This is a genomic window from Amycolatopsis sp. PSD-21 (assembly GCF_055561455.1).
The window spans coordinates 6,049,551-6,064,423 of the sequence record NZ_CM145712.1 but is presented as its reverse complement, the minus strand read 5'-3'; the positions used below and the strand labels follow the sequence as shown (position 1 = coordinate 6,064,423).

The following is a 14,873-nucleotide window of genomic DNA, read 5'->3' as shown; positions in this document are numbered from 1 at the left end:
CAATGTTGCTCACTGTGCAAACTTGCACAGTGAGAACTTTATTCCCCTCGCTACGCTGTCCTGGTGGACACCCTCGACACGCTGCGCACCCGCAAGAAGGCGGCGACGCGGCAATCGCTGCACGAGGCCGCGCTCCGGCTGGCGATGGAGCACGGGCTGGACGGGGTGACCGTCGAGGACATCGCCGACGCGGTGGGCGTGTCCCGGCGGACGTTCTCGAACTACTTCGCGAACAAGGAGGACGCGATCCTGCACGCCGACCGCGAGCGCACCGGCCTGCTGGTGTCGCTGGTCGAGGGCAGGCCGCCGGGCGAGAAGCCCTGGCAGGCGCTGCGGGCGGCCTGCCGGGAGCTGTACCGGGCGCACCCCGTCCCCGACCGCGAATGGGTGGCGCAGCTACGGCTGCTGCGGCGGCATCCGTCGCTGCTCGCGCGGCAGGCGGGCGATCAGTTCGCCCTCGAACGCGACCTGATCGCGGTGCTGCTCGCCAGGGGGCACGGCCTCGATCAGGAGCTGGCCAGGCTCACCGCGGCGACCTTCCTCGCCACGTTGCGCACGGGGAACGTCCTGTGGCTGGAAGGCCCGGAGGAGCAGTCGCTTCCCGAGCTGGTGGACCGGCTGCTCGGCCGCGTTCAGCTCCGGTGACCGAGGGCGTACGCCGTCGTCACCACCGTGGTGGCCGCGCGGACGAAGGCGGCGACGGCCGGTGAGCGGGATTCCTGCGGCCACATCACGGCGAGGGTCGTGGGCTCCACGTCGTCGACGGGCAAGTACGTGATCCCAGCCCTGCGGTAGCGATCCGCCACCGAAACCGGCAGGAAGCAGACGATGGCCCCCAGTTCGACCAGTTTGAAGATCTGCGTCAGATCCGAGACGGGACCATGGGGTGCCGCGGTGGTGGGCGGCCCGGCCGCCGGGCCCTGATCGGCGGGTGCGCCATCGGGGAGAAGGCGGCCTTCGAGATCCGCCAGTCGCAGTCGTGACCTGGCCGCCAGCGGATCGTTGGCCGCCAGCGCGACCAGCCGCGGTTCGGTCAGCAGTGGTTCGAAGTCCAGGCGGCGCGCGTCGAACGGGGACGGGACGAGCGCCACGTCCGCGCGGCCGTCCCGTAGTTGCCGCGGTTGCTCGCCCCGGCCGCCGAGGACCAGTTCGATCGGCAGTGCGCCGTCTTCGGCCTCGTAGGCCTCGATGATCTTCGGCAGCAACCCGGCGTCGTGATCGGCTTTCAACGCCAACCGGAGCCGGGGATCGGGGCGGCCGGCCTGTCGTGCCCGCCGTTCCGCCGCGGCGACCGCTTCTAGTGCGATTTTGGCGTCCCGCAAGAAGATCTCGCCCGCTTCCGTCAAGGCGACCTGGCGGGTGGTGCGTTCGAGCAGCCGGACGTCCAGCCGTCGTTCGAGGTCGCGGATCGCCCTCGACAGCGGCGGCTGGGCCATCGAAAGCCGCTCGGCGGCCCGGCCGAAGTGAAGCTCCTCGGCGACCGCCACGAAGTATTTGAGCTGCCGCGTCTCGAGGTCACTCATATCACCAGGGTATCAATGGCGTCCGAGGCGGTCCTTCAGCGCGGCGGCCGTCCCGGCTTGACTGGGTGACGTCGAAAACCCCTATCACCTCGGAGTCTTCATGATCGTCGTCACCGCGCCGACCGGACAGATCGGCAGCCGGGTGCTCGCCACCCTCCTCGACAGTGGGGAACAGGTCCGTGTGATCGCCCGCGATCCCGCCCGATTGCCCGATGACGTTCGCGAGCGCGTCGAGATCGTCAAGGGCTCGCACGGCGACGCGGATGTTGTCGGCGAAGCCTTCGCCGGTGCCGACACCGTTTTCTGGCTGCTCGCCGCGGATCGCCGTGCCGAGAGCCTCGAAGCCGCCTATCTCGACTTCACCCGTCCGGCCTGCGCGGCCATCGAAAAGCAGGGCGTGGCCAGGGTGGTCGGCATCTCCGCCCTCGGCCGGGGGTGCGCGGAAAACGCCGGGTACCTTTCGGCGTCGCACGCCATGGACGACCTGATCGCGGGCACGGGCGTGGCCTACCGGGCGCTGACGATGCCCACGTTCATGGACAACCTCCTGTGGCAGGCCGGGCCGATCGGCAGGGACGGCGTCTTCTTCGGGCCGTTGCCTGCCGGCCTCGAGGCCCCGATGTGCGCCACCCGCGACATCGCCGCCGTCGCCGCGAAGTGGCTGCTCGACCGGTCGTGGCACGGCGTGGCCGACGTCCCGGTGCTCGGCCCGGAAGACCTGTCCCAGAACGATCTGGCGGAGATCATGTCCGACGTCCTCGGGCGGCCGGTGCGCTATCGGCAGGTGTCCATCGAGGACTTCCGCGCGACGCAACTCGACCAAGGCTGGTCCGCGGCGATGGCCGAGGGCATGGTCGACATGATGCTCGCCAAGGAGGCGGGCATCGACAACGCCGAACCGCGCACCCCGGAAGCGACTACGCCGACGACGTTCCGTCAGTGGTGTGAAGAAGTGCTCAAGCCGGCGGTCGGCTCGGTGCGCTGACGGCGTCCAAGAGCAGTTGCGCCCGCGCGCCGGTCTCGGGTGACAGGGCGGCGGCGAGCGCGGCCGTCAGGGACTCGACGGTCGGAGCCGGATCCTGGTGCGCCGCACCGATTCCCGGTTCCGCCACCCGCTCGGCCCGGTACGGCTGATCCGCGATCCGCGCGCCCCCACGTCGTCGGCAGAACACGCGTTCTCCACGTCCGCTACAAGTCGAAGGGGCGGGGAAAGGGATTCTCTTCCGTCCATTTCGGACTCAGTCAGATCGAGCCGGTGCGCAAGGCGAAGGCGACGGCGTGCGTGCGGTTGTGCAGGCCGTATCGCGACATCACCCGGTGGAGGACGTTCTTCACCGTGCTCTCCGAATAGGCGAGTTTGGCCGCGATCTCTTCCGTGCCATGGCCGTCGGCGAGCAGTCGGAGGACTTCCCGTTCCCGGTCGGACAGGCCGGACAGCGCGAGTCCGTTGGGCGCCAGCAGGTCTTCCTGGATCCGTTCGAGCTGGGAGAGCAGGCTGCCCTGCAGCCGCGGCGGCAGCGCGCCCGCGCCCTGGCTGACCGCCAGGATCGTCCGCGCCAGATGCTCGCCGTCGAGATCGCGCCGCGGCAGCAGCGCGGCCATCCCGCATTCGATCGCCGTCATCAGCACCTGGACCGGGAAATGGTCGGTGACGATCACGCATCTCGGTGGCGTCGCCAGTGACGACGCGGCGCGGACCTGGCGCAGGAAGGCGAAAACGCCGTCGCCGATCGAATCCCCGACCGTCACGACGACTTCGGCGGACCCGAGATCGGTGCCTGACAGCACGTCCAGCCGTTCGTCGGCGCCGAGGATGCTCGTCGTGCCGAGCCCGGCCAGCAGATCCGGGGCGTATACGGCGACTCTGACGCGCTCGGTCCTCCTGCTGATCTTCTCCCCGTGAATCATGCGAAGTCCCCATCCGAAGCGCCAGCGTTAATAGCTATTGCAGTACTTAGAAGCTATAACGTTCCAACGGTGCATGTCAACCGCGGTCGGCAGCGGCGTCACAGGGCAAGACGCCCGGCAGGCGGGAAAGGTTCACTGCGAAGGTGATCGGGTCACCGGGCCGTGAGGTCGTCCAGTTCGTCCGCGATCAACAGGTCGGGGTCGAATTTCATCCCGGTGAAATGGCCGGCGAGTTCGAGTGAGAGCACGCCGTGGAGGCGGGTCCAGAAGGCGATCGCGCGGTGCAGCGTCGAGGACGGGGCAGGGTCGTCGCCCGCCCAGTCGCGATGGCCGTCCAGATGCTTGTCGAACGGGGTTTCCGGCTTGTCCACGGTGATCGCGCGGCACGCTTCGAGCAGCACGGCCATGACCTCGCTCGAGATGGCGGTGGTGTCCTCGGGCGCGTGGTAGCCGGGGACGGGCGTGCCGTAGATGAGGAAGTAGCGCTGCGGGTCGCTCCGGGCCCAGTCCCGGATGGTGACGGCGAGCCCGGCCAGATCTGCGCCGCCGTCGAACGCCGCGCGGACGGTGTCGGCGAGGCTCCGGTACGCGTCGCGGATGAGCGCGGTGATGAGGTCGTCGCGGCTGGCGAAGTACCGGTACAGGGCGGGGCCGCTCATCCCGACCTGTTTGGCGATCGCGTTGAGGGACAGCGCGGGCACCCCGGCGGCGGCGATCTGCTCCCACGCGTGCTGCTTGATCTCCGCGCGCACCTGGTCGCGATAGCGCTCCCGCGGGCTCTTCCCGTCCGCGTCCGTCATCGGTCCTCCCGCTCTGTCGGCCCGAAGCTTAGTCGGCGCTCCACGGGCAGGAGCGCCAGTTCGGCCGAAGCCTGCTCGCGCAGCGCGCCGAACGACGGCCCCTCGGAGAGGTCCACGGCCATGGCGAGGCACTCCCTGGCCTCCTCGAAGGCACCGGCCTCCCGCCAGGCCCGTCCCTCACGGACGGCGCAGGTCGCCTCCAGCGCGTCGAAACCGCCCTCCCACGCGAGCCACCGGCCGGTGCGGTAGTGGCCCGCCGCCTCCCGCCATTCGGCGAGATCACCGAGCACGTCGCCGATGGCGCGCAGGGTCAAGGCCTTCAGCAGCCGGTGGAAAGCGGGATACGTGTCGCCGGCCAGCCGCTCGGCGTCGGAAAGCACGGCCCGGTGCACGGCGAGCGCTTCGGTATGCCGTCCGGCGTTGAGCAGCGCGCGCCCGTAGACGTTCCGCGCCGTGGTTTGCCCGTCCCAGAACGGAAGTTCGCCCGCCAGTTCGTACCCGCGCTTCGCGAACTCGAACGCTTCGCCGGTCTTCCCGGTCAGCCGCAGCACCTGGCCGAGGTAGATGGACGCCCAGGTCTGCTCGACGCGGTCGCCGATCCCGGTGGCGATGTCCAACGCGCGGCGGTGTGCCGCCACGGCACCCTCGTCGTCGCCGAGACAGACGCTGGCGGCCCAGCCGACGAAGTTGAGCAGCTTCGCCTCTGCACCGGCGTCGCCGAGCGCGTTCGCCGCGGCGGCGCCGAGCGAGAAGATCTCCCACCACGGACGCTGGGCGCTCCGCCCGTCGGAGTACCAGTGCAGCGCGACGGCGAGGTCCCGGACCTCCCGGTGCATGCCCTTCCGTGCCGCCACTCGGTGCGCGGCGACCCAGTTCCCGCCTTCGGCGTCCAGCCAGCGGGCGCTTTCCTCCCGTGAGCCGAACCGGCCGTTCTCCGGTGCCCCGGGGTAGAACAGCCTGGCCGCTTCCGCCGCCTTGCCGAGCAGATGGGCGAGCACGGTGTCCCGCGCGGCCGGGTCCTCCTCCGCCTCGAACCGTTCCTCGGCGAACAGGCGGATCAGGTCGTGGAACTGGTGCCGTTCCGGCTCCGCCGTGCTCTGCAGGAGGCTGGCGTCGACGAGTTCGTCGAGCTGGTCGCGGACGTCGGCGGGTGGCGCGCCGGAGACGACGACCGCGAGTTCGAGGCCGAAGTCGGCGCCGGGCACGGTCGCCAGCAGCCGGAACAGACGCCGGGCCTCGGGCGAGACCGCGCGATAGGACAGATCGAAAGCCGAGCGCAGCCGCAGATCGCCCGCCGCGAGCGCGCGCAGCCGGGTGCTTTCGTCGCGCAGCCGGTCGGCCAGCCGGGTCAGGGACCACTGCGGCCGCGTGGCGAGCCGGTTGCCCGCGATGCGGAGCGCGAGCGGCAGATATCCGCACAGCTCGGCGAGTTCGCGTGCGGCGGCGGGCTCCGCGGCCACCCGGTCCGGTCCGGCGATCTTGGCGAGCAGGCCGGTCGCGCCGTCGTCCGAAAGCGTTTCGAGCGCGAGCCACCGGGCGCCTTCGAGCCCGGCGAGCGTCCGGCGGCAGGTGATCAGGGTGAGGGAGCCGGGCCCGGTGACCAGCAACGGCCGGATCTGCGCCTCGTCGGCCGCGTTGTCGAGCAGCAGCAGGACTTTGCGGCCTTCGAGCAGCATCCGTAGCAACGCCGACCGGTCGGCTTCGGAGGCGGGCACCTGTCCCGGCGCGACGTCCAGCGCGCGCAACAGCCGGTCGAGCGCGGTCCCGGCGCTCAGCGGTCGTTCGTCCATCCCGCGCAGGTCCACCGCGTAGCCCCCGTCCGGGAACTCCGCGCGCCACAGATCCGCGGCGGTCACCGCGAGCGCGGTCTTCCCGACCCCGGCCTGCCCGACGATCGCGACCACGCCACCACCTTCGGCGACCTTCGCCGACAGCTGCTCCAGCTCGCTTTCGCGGCCGGACAGATCCGCGGTGGGCGCTGGCAGCGCGCAGGTCGCCGCGACCTGGGCGGCCAGCGCCGGATTCCGGCGACGTCCCTGTTTGGCGACGGTCAGGAAGAACTCCCGGTCCCCGCCGGTCAGGCCGAGCGCGTCGGCCAGCACCTCGGCGGAGCGTTGCTGGGCGGCCCGCGCGCGGCCGCGTTCCAGTTCGCGCAGGGCACGGACGCTGATACCGGAGGCCTCGGCCAGGCGCCCCTGCGTCCACCCCGCGGCACGACGGTGTTCGAGCAGGAGCTTGCCGAACACCGACCGCTTCTCGTTCGCCTCCACCGCGGCCCATTCAACCGGCAGGCTTCCGGCGACGAAAAGCTGCCCCCTGCTTCCGCTTGTCCGGCCTTCTCGGAGGCCGGTTACCTGGAAGGCATGTCGACGATCATGACGACGCCCGTCCGCCCGGTGCTCCGGGCCGAGAAGATCCGGGTCGCGGTGCACGCCGCCGACCCGCTCGTGCGGGCGGGACTGCGCAGCGCGCTCGGCGACGGGCCCGGCATCAGCCTGCGCGACGACCCGGAGCAGGCCGACGTCCTCGTCGCGGTCGCCGACGACGACCCGCGGCGCATCCCGGCCGGGTCCGCGCGGCTGGTCCTGGTGGCCGATCAGCCCAACCAGGCCGAACTGTGGGCCGCCGTGGAACGCGGGCTCGCCGTCGTCGTCGCGCGCTCCGAGGCGACGCCGGCGCGGCTGCTGCGCGCGGTCGCCGACGCCCACGCCGGCCGCGGCGATCTGCCCGCCGAGCAGCTCGGCAGCCTGCTCCGGGGGATTTCGCGGCTGCACAAGGAAGTTCTCGAGCCCCGCGAGCTCACGCTCAGCGGTCTGTCGCCCCGCGAGACCGAAGTGCTCCGCCTGCTCGCGGAAGGATTCGACACCGGTGAGATCGCCCGTCGGGTGGCCTACTCCGACCGGACCGTGAAGAACATCCTGCACGGCCTGCTCAGCCGGTTCAATCTGCGCAACCGCACCCATGTCGTGGCGTACGCGCTGCGCGAGGGGCTCATCTGAGCGCTTTCAGATGACCCCTTCCCGGATCGCGTAGGCCACCGCGTGCGACCGGTTCCGCAGGCGCAGCCGGTCGGTGACCGCGTAGATGACGTTCTTCACCGTTCGCTCCGAATAGGCGAGTTCGGTGGCGATCTCCTGTGTGTCCAGCCCATCGGCCATCAGGCGGAGGACGTCGATCTCCCGCGAGGAGAGCGCGACCCCGGCGGGCACCTCCGGCGCGAGCATCTCCCGGTGCAGCCGCTCGGCGTGTTCGGTGAGCCTGCCGAGCAGATCCCGCGGCGGGTGCACGGTGCCCGACGCGGCGGCCCGGACGCTGTCGGCCACGCGGGAGTCGGTCATCGCCGACCTCGGCAGGATGGCGACCACCCCGCACGCCACCGCCGCCGCGAGGCCGCCTTCTTCGATCCGGTCGGTGACCAGCACGATCGGCCTGCCGATTTCGGCGGTGACCGCACGCAACGCGGTGACCGCGTCGGCGGAAAGCCGGTCGAACGCGGCGACGACGACGTCGGTTTGGTCCCGCGCCCGGCCCTCGACGACCTGCACGGACGGGCGCGCCTCGAGGAGGCCGGCCGTCCCGGCCTTCGTGATGGGGTCCAGTGCGCAGACGCTCACCCGGACTGGTCGCATATACCCTCTTCTGTCCACTGTGGATCTTCGATTTGTCAAGAGCCGCAGGGACAAAAAGCGTTGCCCGCATGAGCGAGCGGGGCTCTTGTACGGTGGGAACCGGGTAGCGGCCCGCGTCGGGTGACCCCCACACTCGATGGCGGGTCGCTTCCTTTCGTGCGGCTCGTGGCGATTCTCGCCCGCCGCGAACAGCCCCGGCAACGCGTTCGCCCGCCTCCTGCTTTCCCCGCCAACCGAGACTGGCCGAAGGGGCAATAATCGGCCCTGACCTGCGGTGACGCCACTCTGGCGCATCATGGCGCCAAGTTGGCCTTGCAATGGCGCCACGATGGTGCCATGATGGCATCATGGATTTGACGCCCTTTGTGGACAACGTTCGCCGGGAACTCGCCGTCGCCGCCGAGGCTGGGGGAGCCGAGGCGAGCGCGCTCGCCGAACGCCTGACCGCGCCGCTCGCGTCGGCCATTCGTCTCGCGCTGCTGGACGCGCTGTCCGCCGCGTCGGACGAGATCACCCGTGACCTCGCGCCGGGTTCTGTAGAGGTCCGGTTGCGTGCCGGGGAAGCCAGTTTCGCCGTCACGCTGCCCTCGGTCGAACAGGCCGAGCCGGTCGCGGCCGCCGCGCCGGAGCCTCCGGCGGCGCCGCTGCCCGAGGACGAAGGAGCGACGGCCCGGATCAACTTCCGGCTTCCGGAACACCTCAAGACACGCGTCGAGGAAGCGGCGGCCGCGCAAGGCCGTTCGGTCAACGCGTGGCTCGTGCGTGCCGCCTCCGCGGCGTTGAACCCGTCGGAGCCCGCCGCGCCGCCCGCCCCGGTGAGCGGCGGTCGTCGCGGCGCGCAGCGCTACACCGGCTGGGTCAGCTAGACCTCACCTACCAGCACAAACACCGATCACACCACCTTCGAGGGGACAACCATGCCTTCTTTCGCCACCCCGGAACCCATTCTCGCGGACCTCGAGCCGGTCGTCGGCAACGTCCGCATCGTCGCCGGCGACCGCGCCGACACGGTCGTCGAAGTGGCGCCGCTCGACGAGAACAACGAATCCGACGTCGACGCCGCGAAGCGGACCGTCGTCGAATTCTCCGGCGGCACCCTGACCGTCCGCGCGCCGAAGATGCGCCTGCTCGACTTCTCCAACCGGACGAGGTCGATCGACGTGACCATCGAACTGCCCGCCGGTTCCCGGGTGCAGGGCAGCACCGGGCTCGGCGACCTGACCGTGACCGGGCGGATCGCCGGCTGCCGTTACCGGTCCGGGACCGGGCACATCCACCTCGACCAGACCGGGGAGCTGAAACTGCACTCCGCGTCCGGGAACATCGTCGTCGAACACGCCGACGGGAACGCCGACATCAGCACAAGCTCCGGCCGGGTGCACGTCGGCCGGATCGACGGCACCGCGGTGGTCAAGAACTCCAACGGTGCCACCACGATCGGCGCCGTCGCCGATTCGATCCGCATCCGTTCGGCCAACGGCGACATCACCGTCGACAAGGCCGAAAGCGGCGTCGAAGCCAAGACCGCCAACGGTTCCGTCCGCGTACTCGACGCGGCCAGGGGCACACTCACCCTCGAGACGTCGCTGGGCGACATCGAGGTCGGCATCCGCGAGGGCAGCGCGGCCTGGCTCGACGTGAACACCCGGTTCGGCCGTGTCATCAACGACATGGCCGCCGCCACCGCGCCCGGCGACGCGACCGACAAGGTCGAGGTCCACGCCGGCACCTCCGTCGGCGACATCGTCGTCCACCGTTCCTGAAGGGGATCCCCGATGAGAAACCCGGCCATTTCCGCCACCGGACTGCGTAAATCCTACGGCGACAAGGTCGTCCTGGACGGGATCGATCTGCACGTCCCGGCGGGCACCGTCTTCTCGCTGCTCGGCCCCAACGGCGCGGGCAAGACCACCACGGTCAACATCCTGTCCACTTTGGTCACTCCGGACGCCGGTGCGGCGACCATCGCCGGAGCCGACCTCGGCACCGACCCGGACGGCGTCCGCGCCGCCATCGGCCTCACCGGCCAGTTCTCCGCCGTCGACAACCTCCTCACCGGCGAGGAGAACCTGTTCCTCATGGCGGATCTGCACCATCTGCCGCGCCGGGCGGGGCGCAAGCGCGCCGCCGAACTCCTGGAGCGGTTCGAACTGTCCGACGCGGCGAAGAAGACGCCGTCCACCTTCTCCGGTGGCATGCGCCGCAAACTCGACCTGGCGATGACGTTGATCGGCGACCCGAAGGTCATCTTCCTCGACGAACCGACCACCGGCCTCGACCCGCGCAGCCGCCGCACGATGTGGGAGATCATCCGCGACCTCGTGGACGGCGGCGTGACGATCTTCCTCACCACGCAGTACCTGGAGGAGGCCGATCAGCTCGCGGACCGCGTCGCCGTCCTCGACGGCGGCCGGATCGTCGCGCTGGGCACGCCCGACGAGCTGAAGCGACGCGTGCCCGGCGGGCACATGCAGCTGAAGTTCCCGGACGCGGTCTCGCTGCGTGACGCGACCCGCGTGCTTCGAGTGTCCACTTCGGACGAAGACGCGCTGGCGCTCCGCGTGCCGACCGACGGCACCGTCGCCGATCTTCGCGCCGTGCTGGACCGTCTCGACGCCGAATCCGTCGCCGTCGACAGCCTCACCGTGCACACGCCGGACCTCGACGACGTGTTCCTCAGCCTCACCGGTCACCGGACCGGCGCCAGCAAGGAGATGGCCCGATGAGCACCCTGTCCCTTTCGATGCGCGACTCGGCGACCATGCTGCGCCGCAACATCCGGCACATGCAACGGTATCCGTCGCTCACCATCATGCTGATCGGCCAGCCGATCGTGTTCCTGCTGCTGTTCGTCTACGTTTTCGGCGGCACGCTCGGGAACGGGCTCGGCGGCGGAGGCGGCAGAGCCGAATACGTCGGCTATGTCACGCCCGCCATCCTGCTGGTGACCGTGTGCAGCGCCGCGCTCGGCACCGCGATCTCCGTGGCGACGGACATGACCGAAGGCATCATCGCGCGGTTCCGCACGATGGCGATCAGCAAGGCTTCGGTACTGACCGGGCACGTCGTCGGCGCGCTCATCCAGACCGCGTTCGCGCTCGCCGTGGTCTTCGGGGTCACGCTGCTCATCGGTTTCTCGCCGACGGCGGGAGTCGGCGAATGGTTCGCGGTCGTCGGCCTGCTGTTGCTGCTGACCATCGCGCTCACCTGGCTTTCGGTGGCGCTCGGCCTGGCGGCCAAGAGCGTGGAGACGGCCAGCAACACGCCGATGATCTTCATGCTGCTGCCGTTCCTCGGCAGCGGGTTCGTGCCCACCGACTCGATGCCCGCGTGGCTGCGCTGGTTCGCCGACTACCAGCCGTTCACGCCGGTGATCGAAACCATCCGCGGCCTGCTGCTCGGCACTCCGATCGGCAGCAGCGGCTGGCTCGCGATCGGCTGGTGCGTCCTGCTCTCGGTCGTCGGATACGTGTGGTCGAAGTCCTTGTTCGCCAAGGAACGCGACCGCTGAACTGGGGGTCGCCCCGGGCCGGAACGTTCTGTTCCGGTCCGGGGCGCTTGGTCTTGTCTCCCGCAATTGGTCGACTGATTGCGGGAGATCCGCGTCGACAACCTCGGCGCGACGCCCTGCGGCTTGCGTGACTGGACCGATCGTGCGCCACTGTGTGGATTTCGGGTCATCCAACGTCCCGAAATCCACACGGTCGTGTCTGAGGGGTCCGGTCATGGTCGGGGCGTTGCCCGATCACGGTGCCTCGGCGGTCTCGCGGACCCCGCCACCCGGGTCTGCAGGTGAGATCGTGCCGCGTGCCGTCGGGCGTGCCGGTCACGACCCAGGCGATCAGCAGGCGAAATCGTGCCCCGGCCGCGTCCCACCCACCAGGAACCCCGTCGCGAGATCGTTCGCGCACCTGTTGTCCTTGAACAGGTAGGCCAGATGCCCGCCCTGGTCGACGGTCACCATCCTGGCGCGGTCGCCGAAGGCTTCACGCAGTTTCCGTGCCCCGGCCAGCGGCGTCGCCGGGTCGCGGAGGTTCTGCACGATCAGCACGTTCGACGGGCCACGGTCGGTGATCTTCACGGGCGGTTCGATCGGTTCGGACGGCCAGAACGCGCACGGCGTGATGTTCGCGGCCGCCGCGCCGAACAGCGGATGGCGGAACCGGTCGATGGCGACGTTGCGTCGATACGTGCCGACGTCCTCCGGCCAGTCGGAGTCGTTGCAGATCACGTGCAGCTGACTCGCGATGTAGTTGTCCGACGGGTAGCCCGCACCGGACAGAGACGAAGGGACGGGCTTGCCGGTGTCGAGCGCGCGCCAGGTCTCGGCCAGATGCGGCAGACGCCGGTCGTAGTAGAGCTCGGCGAAAGTGACGTGGCGGAACACCTGGCCGTTGTAGCCGTCCGGGCTCGGTGTCCGGTCCAGCCGCGCGGCGAGCTCGAAGTACTTCGCCGTCACTTGCGCGGGCGTCCGGCCCAGGCCGTATTCGGGTTTCGAGGCGGCGAACTCCGCGAAGTCCGGGAAGCGGTCTTCGACGCCTTGGCCGAACAGGCGCGAGAAGGAGGCGTCCCAGCCGCCGGGGCCGGTCGCGCTGTCGATCAGGAACCGGTCGCTGCGCTCGGGGAACAACGACGTGTACACCGAGCCGAGGTAGGTGCCGTACGAGATGCCGAAGTAGTTCACCTTCCGCCCGCCGAGCGCCTCGCGCACCCGGTCCATGTCGCGGGCGGTGTTGGCGGTCGTCATGTACGGCAGGAGCGGGGCGGTGGCCGAGGAACCGCATTTCGCGGCGACGGCGGCGACCCGCTGCGCCTCGCTCGTGACGTCGGCCGAATTCCTGGCATACCTCGGGATGTTGGTCGGATGCTCCGCGAGGGAAAGCCCGCACGTCACCGGTGTGCTGTTGTGGACGCCCCGCGGGTCCATCTCGATGACGTCGTAGGCGTCCAGCACCTCCTGCGGGATGTTCAGCTTCTTGAGCGTGGCCGGATAGGCCAGCCCTTCGCCGCCGGGGCCACCGGTGTTCGTCAGCAGTACGCCGCGGCGCTTCTCCGGTTTGGTGCTCGCCAGCCGGGAGATCGCGATCTCGATGGTCTTCCCGCCGGGATCGCGGTAGTCCAGCGGTACCTGGATGGTGCCGCATTCCAGGCCGAGCCCAGCCGCCTCCTCCGGGCACGGTCCCCATTTCGGCGCAGGTGAGGCCGACGCTACCGCCGGGGTCGCTGTGGTCACCAAGACCGCGACCAGAACGGGAAGCAGTTTCATTCCACTTCGGACGGTCATCGGCGCGGCTCCCAGCGGAAGAGCCGCGTCGCCAGGACGACGGCGACGACGACCCAAGCCAGCGTCGGGGCGAGCAGCAGCAGCGAGTCGGTGACGGCCACGCCGCCGTTCCACGCGTTGACGGCGAGTTCCGTCGCCGAGCCTCCGGGCAGAAGCCGTTTGAGCAAGGTCAGCTCGTCGGTACCGGAGATCCCGACCCAGCTGGCGACGGCGATCACGCCGAGACTGACCGGCAAGGTGGTGACCTGGGCGTGCTCGGGGGAATTGGTCAGGCCCGCGGTGGCCAGGCCGAGGCCGATCATCATGGCGACGCTGGCAAGCACCGCCACCACCAGCAGGGCGACGTCGGCGGGCGTTCCGGTGATCGAGCCCAGCACGATCATGATCACCGCCACCTGGACGAGCGAGATGACGGTCACCGGCAGCACCAGGCCGGCCAGGATGGACGCGTCACCCGCCGCGGTGGAGCGCAGCCGTTTGAGGAAGAGGTTCTGCCGTCGCGAGGCCAGCGTGGTCACGGCGCTGGTGTAGAGGCCGAACGCGCAGACGGTGAACATCACGATCGCCGCGATGTACCCGAGACTGCCGATCTTGGCGAAGACCTCGTGCTGATAGACGAAGAACGTGGAGATGGCCAGCGGCATCACGAAGCTGGTGATCAGGACCGAGCGGTTCCGGAAGATCTGGATCAGTTCACTGCGGGCTATCGAAAGCATGAGAGAGTCCTTTGTGGCTAGTCGTTGTCGATGGCGCGGAACACGTCGTCGAGCCGGGTCGGGCCCGCTTCGAGATCCCGTAGTTCGACGGCGTTGTCCTGCGCCCACCGCAGCAGGACGTGCAGGTCCTTCTGCAGGCCGAAGGTTTCGATGACGAACTTCCCGTCGTGTTCACGCTTGCCCTGCAAGGGCAGCGCCGGGGCCGAAGGCGGCAGGGAGAACCGGATCACGGCGGGCAGCGTCCGCGTGAGTTCGGAGACCGTGCCCTCCCGGTGGAAGGTGCCCCGGTGCATCAGGCCGATGCGGTCGGCGCGCTGCTGGGCCTCTTCCAGGTAGTGCGTGGTGAGCACGATGGTCGAACCGTCCTCGCGGAGTTTGTCGACCGCGTCCCACAGTGCGTCCCTGGACTGGATGTCCAGACCGGTCGTCGGCTCGTCGAGGAACACCAGCCGCGGCGAGCCGTACACCGCGGTCGCGAAGTCGAGCCGCCGCTTCTCGCCACCGGAAAGCTGCGACACCTTCGTGTTGGCCTTGCGGGTCAGGTCCACAATGCCGAGGACCCGTTCGAGCCGGTCCGTGCGCCGCGTCAGGCTCCCGATCAGGCGGATCGATTCCTTCACCGTCAGATCCGGCGAGAAACCGCTCTCCTGCAGCATGATGCCCATCTCGGGGCGGACGGCGGCGCGGTCCCGCGGGCTCTTCCCCAGCACCCGCACCGTGCCCGACGTCGGATTCCGGTGTCCTTCCAGGGTCTCCAGGGTCGAGGTCTTCCCGGCGCCGTTCGTGCCCAGCAGGGCGTAGAACTCGCCCTGCCGGACCTGGAAGGTCAGATCCTTCACGGCGTGGAAGTCGCCGTACTTCAGGTTCAGGCGGTCAACGTCGATTGCTGTCGAAGTCATGCCCTGATTCCAGCCGCCCGGCCGCGGCCCGGCCAGTGTGCTCACGTCACGAACGGGTATGACGCAGTGTCACTGGTGCCCGCCTTCGCGCAGGGCCGATACTGGGCTCATGTC

General features: G+C 69.8%; 16 protein-coding genes. 7 read left to right on the top strand and 9 right to left on the bottom strand.

All coding sequences use genetic code 11. The features are described 5' to 3' along the window. Positions 1-63 precede the first annotated feature (63 nt). Complete coding sequence (locus ACZ1DY_RS28315) at positions 64-645, top strand: TetR/AcrR family transcriptional regulator (protein WP_257485676.1); 582 nt, start codon at positions 64-66, stop codon at positions 643-645. Here the strand turns inward: ACZ1DY_RS28315 and ACZ1DY_RS28310 are convergent. After that, positions 633-1,523: a LysR family transcriptional regulator gene (locus ACZ1DY_RS28310; protein WP_465481429.1), complete on the bottom strand. Its 891-nt coding sequence runs from the start codon at positions 1,521-1,523 to the stop codon at positions 633-635. The genes ACZ1DY_RS28315 and ACZ1DY_RS28310 overlap by 13 nt on opposite strands. A 100-nt stretch (positions 1,524-1,623) precedes the next feature. Here ACZ1DY_RS28310 and ACZ1DY_RS28305 point away from each other — a divergent pair, with 100 nt between their 5' ends. Beyond that, positions 1,624-2,508 carry an NAD(P)H-binding protein gene (locus ACZ1DY_RS28305; RefSeq protein ID WP_465481428.1) on the top strand — a complete coding sequence of 295 codons (885 nt, stop codon included), beginning with the start codon at positions 1,624-1,626 and terminating at the stop codon, positions 2,506-2,508. Here the strand turns inward: ACZ1DY_RS28305 and ACZ1DY_RS28300 are convergent. The 4 genes from ACZ1DY_RS28300 to ACZ1DY_RS28285 form a co-directional block, all read right to left on the bottom strand. After that, entirely contained in the window at positions 2,480-2,695 is a 216-nt protein-coding gene (locus ACZ1DY_RS28300) for a hypothetical protein (protein ID WP_465481427.1), read from the bottom strand. The two genes, ACZ1DY_RS28305 and ACZ1DY_RS28300, sit on opposite strands and share 29 nt — an antisense overlap. Before the next feature lie 70 nt (positions 2,696-2,765). Then, the gene (locus ACZ1DY_RS28295) at positions 2,766-3,431 is read right to left on the bottom strand and encodes a helix-turn-helix transcriptional regulator (RefSeq protein ID WP_257485679.1); all 666 of its coding nucleotides are present in this window, start codon (positions 3,429-3,431) and stop codon (positions 2,766-2,768) included. A gap of 152 nt (positions 3,432-3,583) precedes the next feature. Continuing rightward, complete coding sequence (locus tag ACZ1DY_RS28290; protein WP_126737036.1) at positions 3,584-4,231, bottom strand: TetR/AcrR family transcriptional regulator; 648 nt, start codon at positions 4,229-4,231, stop codon at positions 3,584-3,586. Next, the gene (locus ACZ1DY_RS28285; protein ID WP_465481426.1) at positions 4,228-6,501 is read right to left on the bottom strand and encodes an ATP-binding protein; all 2,274 of its coding nucleotides are present in this window, start codon (positions 6,499-6,501) and stop codon (positions 4,228-4,230) included. Before ACZ1DY_RS28285 ends, ACZ1DY_RS28290 begins: the two co-directional genes overlap by 4 nt. Positions 6,502-6,594: 93 nt before the next feature. Here ACZ1DY_RS28285 and ACZ1DY_RS28280 point away from each other — a divergent pair, with 93 nt between their 5' ends. Next, positions 6,595-7,230 carry a helix-turn-helix transcriptional regulator gene (locus ACZ1DY_RS28280; protein ID WP_192741458.1) on the top strand — a complete coding sequence of 212 codons (636 nt, stop codon included), beginning with the start codon at positions 6,595-6,597 and terminating at the stop codon, positions 7,228-7,230. A gap of 6 nt (positions 7,231-7,236) precedes the next feature. Here ACZ1DY_RS28280 and ACZ1DY_RS28275 read toward each other — a convergent pair whose 3' ends face one another. Next, complete coding sequence (locus ACZ1DY_RS28275) at positions 7,237-7,860, bottom strand: helix-turn-helix transcriptional regulator (protein ID WP_465481425.1); 624 nt, start codon at positions 7,858-7,860, stop codon at positions 7,237-7,239. A gap of 347 nt (positions 7,861-8,207) precedes the next feature. Here ACZ1DY_RS28275 and ACZ1DY_RS28270 point away from each other — a divergent pair, with 347 nt between their 5' ends. Genes ACZ1DY_RS28270 through ACZ1DY_RS28255 form a run of 4 tightly spaced genes read left to right on the top strand, consistent with a single transcriptional unit; the run spans position 8,208 to position 11,371 of the window. Next, complete coding sequence (locus ACZ1DY_RS28270; protein WP_465481424.1) at positions 8,208-8,726, top strand: Arc family DNA-binding protein; 519 nt, start codon at positions 8,208-8,210, stop codon at positions 8,724-8,726. A 51-nt stretch (positions 8,727-8,777) separates the two neighbouring features. Next, positions 8,778-9,623, top strand: coding sequence for a DUF4097 family beta strand repeat-containing protein (locus tag ACZ1DY_RS28265; RefSeq protein WP_257485684.1), 846 nt, complete (start codon positions 8,778-8,780; stop codon positions 9,621-9,623). Between the two features lie 12 nt (positions 9,624-9,635). After that, positions 9,636-10,586, top strand: coding sequence for an ATP-binding cassette domain-containing protein (locus ACZ1DY_RS28260; protein ID WP_465481423.1), 951 nt, complete (start codon positions 9,636-9,638; stop codon positions 10,584-10,586). Next, the gene (locus tag ACZ1DY_RS28255) at positions 10,583-11,371 is read left to right on the top strand and encodes an ABC transporter permease (RefSeq protein WP_126737030.1); all 789 of its coding nucleotides are present in this window, start codon (positions 10,583-10,585) and stop codon (positions 11,369-11,371) included. The genes ACZ1DY_RS28260 and ACZ1DY_RS28255 overlap by 4 nt, the downstream gene beginning before the upstream one ends. A 330-nt stretch (positions 11,372-11,701) precedes the next feature. On the opposite strand, the gene ACZ1DY_RS28250 is transcribed toward ACZ1DY_RS28255, so the two are convergent. From ACZ1DY_RS28250 to ACZ1DY_RS28240, 3 genes are read right to left on the bottom strand one after another with little or no spacing between them, the layout of a single operon-like run. After that, positions 11,702-13,144 carry an alpha/beta hydrolase gene (locus ACZ1DY_RS28250; protein WP_465481422.1) on the bottom strand — a complete coding sequence of 481 codons (1,443 nt, stop codon included), beginning with the start codon at positions 13,142-13,144 and terminating at the stop codon, positions 11,702-11,704. Beyond that, entirely contained in the window at positions 13,141-13,860 is a 720-nt protein-coding gene (locus ACZ1DY_RS28245) for an ABC transporter permease (protein WP_257485686.1), read from the bottom strand. The genes ACZ1DY_RS28250 and ACZ1DY_RS28245 overlap by 4 nt, the downstream gene beginning before the upstream one ends. 17 nt (positions 13,861-13,877) lie before the next feature. Next, positions 13,878-14,759 (bottom strand): ABC transporter ATP-binding protein, encoded by an 882-nt coding sequence (locus tag ACZ1DY_RS28240; RefSeq protein WP_465481421.1) that lies wholly within the window; start codon positions 14,757-14,759, stop codon positions 13,878-13,880. Between the last annotated feature and the right edge of the window lie 114 nt (positions 14,760-14,873).